General features: G+C 67.9%; 5 protein-coding genes. 2 read left to right on the top strand and 3 right to left on the bottom strand.

The genetic code is table 11. The features are described 5' to 3' along the window. A partial coding sequence (locus tag VGB60_RS10735) for an AAA family ATPase (protein ID WP_331038256.1) occupies window positions 1-1,323 on the top strand: 1,323 nt, incomplete at its 5' end. 80 nt (window positions 1,324-1,403) lie between these two features. Here the strand turns inward: VGB60_RS10735 and VGB60_RS10730 are convergent. After that, complete coding sequence (locus VGB60_RS10730; RefSeq protein ID WP_331038255.1) at window positions 1,404-1,709, bottom strand: CsbD family protein; 306 nt, start codon at window positions 1,707-1,709, stop codon at window positions 1,404-1,406. A gap of 173 nt (window positions 1,710-1,882) precedes the next feature. Beyond that, window positions 1,883-3,877, bottom strand: a complete 1,995-nt coding sequence (locus VGB60_RS10725; RefSeq protein WP_331038254.1) for a S9 family peptidase — start codon at window positions 3,875-3,877, stop codon at window positions 1,883-1,885. Between the two features lie 191 nt (window positions 3,878-4,068). Between VGB60_RS10725 and VGB60_RS10720 the strand changes: the two genes are divergently transcribed. After that, complete coding sequence (locus tag VGB60_RS10720) at window positions 4,069-4,644, top strand: DUF2239 family protein (protein ID WP_331038253.1); 576 nt, start codon at window positions 4,069-4,071, stop codon at window positions 4,642-4,644. A gap of 30 nt (window positions 4,645-4,674) precedes the next feature. Here the strand turns inward: VGB60_RS10720 and cobS are convergent, their stop codons facing one another. After that, window positions 4,675-5,679, bottom strand: a complete 1,005-nt coding sequence (cobS, locus tag VGB60_RS10715; protein WP_331038252.1) for a cobaltochelatase subunit CobS — start codon at window positions 5,677-5,679, stop codon at window positions 4,675-4,677. Window positions 5,680-5,729: the final 50 nt, after the last annotated feature.

Here is a 5,729-nt window from a genome sequence, read left to right as displayed (position 1 = left end):
TACAAGGAGTACCGCCAGCATTTCGAGAAGGACCGGGCCCTGGCCCGCCGCTTCCAGAAGATCGACGTCAACGAGCCGACGGTCGAGGACACGATCAAGATCCTGAAGGGTCTGAAGACCTCGTACGAAGGCCACCACAAGTTGCGGTACACCGATGCGGCGCTGCGCACCGCCGTGGAGCTGTCGGCCCGCTACATGACCGACCGCAAACTGCCGGACAAGGCGATCGACGTGATCGACGAGGCGGGGGCGTCGCAGATGCTGCTGTCGGAATCGAAGCGGAAGAAGCTCATCGGCCAGAAGGAGGTCGAGGCCGTCATCGCCAAGATGGCGCGCATCCCGGCCAAGTCGGTGTCGAAGTCGGACACCGAAGGCTTGCGTGAACTTGAGCGCGACCTGAATCGCGTGGTGTTCGGCCAATCGGCGGCCATCGAGCAGGTCTCGACGGCGATGAAGCTGGCCCGCGCCGGTCTGCGCGACCCGCAGAAGCCGATCGGCGCCTTCCTGTTCAGCGGCCCGACGGGTGTCGGCAAGACCGAGGTGGCGCGCCAGTTGGCCTCCACCCTCGGCATCGAGATGCAGCGCTTCGACATGTCGGACTATATGGAGCGCCACACGGTCAGCCGTCTGATCGGCGCCCCTCCGGGCTACGTCGGGCATGACCAGGGCGGCCTGCTGACCGACGCCGTCGACCAGCACCCGCATTCGGTGGTGCTGCTGGACGAGATCGAGAAGGCGCACCCGGACGTCTACAACATCCTGCTGCAGGTCATGGACAACGGCATGCTGACGGACGCGGTCGGCAAGAAGGTCGACTTCAGGAACACCATCCTGATCATGACCACCAACGCCGGCGCCGCCGACAACGCCCGGGCCGCCATCGGCTTCGGCCGCGGCAAGGTCGAGGGCGAGGACGAGAAGGCCATCCAGCGGCTGTTCGCGCCCGAGTTCCGCAACCGCCTGGACGCCATCGTCGCCTTCAAGGCGCTGGACGCGGGGACCATCAAGTCGGTCGTGACCAAGTTCGTGATGCAGCTGGAAGCCCAGCTGGCCGACCGTAACATCACCATCGAACTGACGGACGAGGCGGCCGACTGGCTGGCCAAGAACGGCTTCGACGAACTGTACGGCGCCCGCCCGCTGGCCCGGACCATTCAGGAGCACATCAAGAAGCCGCTGGCCGACGACATCCTGTTCGGACGTCTTACGCGCGGCGGGCATGTGAAGGTGGCGCTGAAGGACGGAAAGATCGCCTTCGACGTCACGGCCGCCACCGGCGCCCAGGTCAAGGCGGCCCGCGCCGCCGATCAGGTGGTCGACTAGGTCTCCGCTGCGAGGTGGAATTGAAGAAGGCCCCGGTGGAAACACCGGGGCCTTTTTCGTCATTCGGGCTCGCGGAGCGCCTAGCGGCGGCGGCCGACTCCGCCCAGCAGGATCGCCAGGCCGGCGACGATGCCGGTGGTCAGCAGCGGCTTGCGGCGGGCGAAGTCGAGGCCTTGGCGCGCCTTGTCCTGATACTGGACCGGCGCCTTCGCGACGATGCCGTCCAGCCCGTCGATGACCCGGCCATAGGCGTCCAGCGCCTTGCCCTTCACCTCGTTGAGCTTGCCGTCGAACTGGAGCTTGGAGTCGCCGGTGAGGCGGCCGGCGCCGTTCTGGATCTGGCCTTCGAGCGCGGTGGCGGAGCCTTCGATGCGTTGATCGGTCATGGGATGTCCTGTGTCTGAGACGGTAGAGCCGGGGAGGGGCTGTCGCCTTAGCGTGCGTGGCCGTTCGGAGTTCCCGCGGCGGCGCTTGACGGCGATTAGTCGCGGGCGGCGTATGGCCGGGGAGGCGCGTGCCGGCGGATCGGGAGGGGCGCCATGGCCGACGCGGAGCGCGGCTAGTGCGCCTCGCCGCCAGAACTGCTGTCGGTGGCCTTGTCGGGATTGGTCTGGCTGCCGTCCGCCCGGCAGTTGGTCCAGTTCTCGACCCAGTCGACCAGGCGGGTGACGTAATCGACACGGAACGTCGGCGAGCCTTGCTCCGCCAGATGGTGGTCGCCGCCGGGATAGAGCACCATCTCGACCGCGACGTCGCTGCTGCGCATCAGGGTGACGAAGATCTCCTCCGACTGTCCGACCGGACAGCGCTGGTCCTCCATGCCCTGCAGAAGCAGGGTCGGCGTTCGCGCCTCATGCATCTTGTTCAGCGCACACAGGTCGTGGGCCGCCGCCCGGTTCACAAAGGGCTCGCCCGACATGGAATAGGGCGTGACGTAGAAGCCCGTGTCCGAGGTTCCGAAATGCGATTCGATGTTGGCGACGGGGGCCGAGACGACCGCGGCCTTGAACACGTCCGTCTGGGTGATCGACCACGCCGATAGATAGCCGCCGTATGACTTGCCGTAGATGGCGAGGCGATCGTCGGCGACGCCCTCGTCCTGCAGCGCCTTTACGGCGGCGAGCTGCTGGGGAAGATCCAGCTCTCCCCACCGGCTCCTCAACCGGGTCATGAATTCGAGGCCGTAGCTGCTCGACCCCACCGGGTTCAGGGCCAGCACCGCCCACCCGCGAGCGCACAGGACGTGACGCCACATGGTCTTGCGGAACTCGACGAAGGCGATGCTCTGCGGCCCGCCGTGGACGTCGAGCAGCAGCGGGAAGGGGCCGTCGGCTTCCCCGGGCGGCAGCATCAGCCAGCCGTCGATCTGTTCGGTCCCACCCTCGCCGTCCGGGACCTCGAACGATCGCAGGGAGACCCTCGGCGGCTCGCGCTCGGTCCACCAGTCATTGAAGTTCGAAAGGCGCCGCTCTCCCGTTCCGTCCCGGCTGCAGGCGAACAGTTCCGTCGGCTGGTCGATGCTCGCCGCGGCGTAGACCAGGGCGTCCTGCGCCAGCGCCAGCTTGAGGATGTGCCGGTGCCCCGAAACCAGGACGTCGAGCTTCCCGTCGGCGACGCCGATCGAGGCGATCTCCTGCAGGCCGCGCCGCATGAGCACGAAGTAGAGGGAAGCCGAGTCCTCGGCCCACAGGACGCTGTCGCCGGCTTCAACCTCGACGACTTCGTCGCCGAGGGGCCGCACCTGCTCGTCCTCCATGTCGATCAGCCACAGGCGGGACCGTGAGTCGCCCTCGACCTCGCCGCCGGAGAAGGCGATCCAACGGCCGTCCGGCGACCAGAAGGGAAACTGGGCCGAGGCGACGTCGGTCGAGAGCTGCCGCGCATTGGCCCCGTCGGCGTCCATGATCCACACGTCGGTCCGGTGGGCCTCCCGACCGACCCGCGTCCGGGTGTAAGCGATCCGGCGCCCGTCCGGCGAGAACTGCGCCGAGCGCACGTCGAAGGGGCCATCCGTCAGCTGCCGGGCGTCGCCGCCCGTCTTGTCGAGAACGAACAGGTGGATTTCCCGGCCGAGGGTGTAGCCCATGCCGTCGCTCTTGTAGGGCAGACGCCAGACCACCTGGGGCGTCTTCCCTGCAGGAGGCTCGCTGCGCTCGCCCTTGGCCGAGGGATCGACCTGCTGTGTGGCGGTGACGAGCAAGTGGTTGCCGTCGGGCGACCATTCGACGGACGAAACGCCGCCCTTCAGGTGCGAAACGGGTCTGGCCTCGCCCCCGTCGGTGCGCATCACATAGGCCTGAAGGCCGCTGTCGCCGCGGTTGGAGACGAACGCGATTTCCCGCCCGTCCGGCGACCATTTGGGCGCGCTGTCCTGCCCGGCCGAGAACAGGCGAGGCTCGCCGCCGTCCAGGGATGCGAGCCAGATTCGGGTGGCGTTGGAGTCGTTCGCCTGGTCAGGCGTGTCGAGGACGCAGGCGACATGGTCCCGCGAACCGACGAGGCTGCTTACCGCGCGGTACTGCAGGAGATCGGAGGGCGTGAATTTTCTGGTCATTGCTCAGCTTGATGATCTTCCGGCCTGCGAAACCGTCAGCCCGACGACCTGTTCCGTCGCCTGCCGGACCTAGCGGTCGGCGCCGCCTCCGCTCCCGCCCGCTCCCGCAGTGGAAGACATTGTGCCCGGATGATATTGACGGTCCGGTTTCATCCGGGTAAATATGCGGTTGCACCTTGAGGAGCCCGCCTGTGACCGTGCCGACCGACCAACTTCTGTTCGCCTTCGCCGGCTGCCGCCTGATCGCCCGCGGCCTGGCCGCCGAGGCCCTTGCGGCGCTGCACGCCGCAGCATCCGCCGGCGAGACGGTGCTGGTCTTCGACGCCGCAACGGGACGGGTCGTGGACCTGGACCTGCGCGGCGATCTGTCCGAGGCCTTGGGCCGCCTCATCCCGCCGCCCGAGGCGGAACGGCGCGGGCCCGGGCGGCCCAGGCTCGGCGTCACAGCGCGCGAGGTGACCCTGCTGCCCCGCCATTGGGAGTGGCTGTCCGCCCAACCCGGCGGCACCTCGGTGGCCCTGCGCAAACTGGTCGAAAGCGCCCTGCGCGAAGCCGAAGGCCCCGACCGCGCCCGCAAGGCCAAGGAGGCGACCTACCGCTTCATGACCGCCCTCGCTGGCGACCTGCCGGGCTACGAGGAAGCGACCCGCATGCTGTTCGCCGGCGACTGGACTGCGTTCGACGCGGCGGTGGAAGGATGGCCGGATGGGGTGAGGGAGACGGCGCGAGAAATGGCGGCGGGGGCTTGGCGGAATGGGACGGGGTGAGCGCTCTCTCCCGCAAGGGGAGAAGGGTGACTACCCCACCTTCACCCGCGTCGCCGCTTCCGGCAGGTCTTCCCCGAACGCCCGCTGGTAGAATTCCGCGATCGTCGGCCGCTCCAGCTCGTCGCACTTGTTCAGGAAGGTCAGACGGAAGCTCAGGCCTACGTCGCCGGCGAAGATGATCGCGTTCTGGGCCCAGGTGATCACCGTGCGGGGGCTCATGACGGTGGAGATGTCGCCGTTCATGAAGGCGTTGCGCGTCATGTCGGCGACGCGGACCATGGCGGCGATGCGGCGGCGGCCGTCGGCGTCGGACCACTCAGGCACCTTGGCGGCCACGATCTCGGCCTCGACGTCGTGATCGAGGTAGTTGAGCGTGGTGACGATGTTCCAGCGGTCCATCTGGCCCTGATTGATCTGCTGGGTGCCGTGATAAAGCCCCGACGTGTCGCCCAGGCCGATGGTGTTGGTGGTGGCGAACAGGCGGAAGAATTTGTTCGGGCGGATGACGCGGTTCTGGTCCAGCAGGGTCAGGCGGCCCTGCGCCTCCAGCACGCGCTGGATCACGAACATCACGTCGGGGCGGCCGGCGTCGTACTCGTCGAACACGATGGCGATGGGGCGCTGCAGCGCCCAGGGCAGCATGCCCTCGCGGAACTCGGTGACCTGCTTGCCCTCGCGCAGGACGATGGCGTCCTTGCCGACGAGGTCGATGCGGCTGACGTGGCTGTCGAGGTTCACCCGCACCAGCGGCCAGTTGAGGCGGGCGGCGACCTGCTCGATGTGCGTCGACTTGCCGGTGCCGTGATAGCCCTGGACCATCACGCGGCGGTTGTGGGCGAAGCCGGCGCAGATGGCGAGCGTGGTCTGCGGGTCGAAGCGGTAGGCGGGGTCTACCTCCGGCACGTGCGGGTCGGCCGTGGAGAAGGCCGGGACCATCATGTCGCTGTCGACGCCAAAGGCTTCGCGTAGGGTGACCTGACGATCGGGAGCGAGCGTGATCAGCGGATCGGGGATGAGGTCGGCTGGGGAGGGCATTGTCACGGATTAGCGCGCGAGGCGGCGGGGTGCAATTCCAGTCTCAGGCT

The sequence above is a fragment of the Brevundimonas sp. genome, assembly GCF_036399195.1.
GTDB lineage: Bacteria > Pseudomonadota > Alphaproteobacteria > Caulobacterales > Caulobacteraceae > Brevundimonas.
This window is presented reverse-complemented; position numbering and strand designations above follow the sequence as displayed.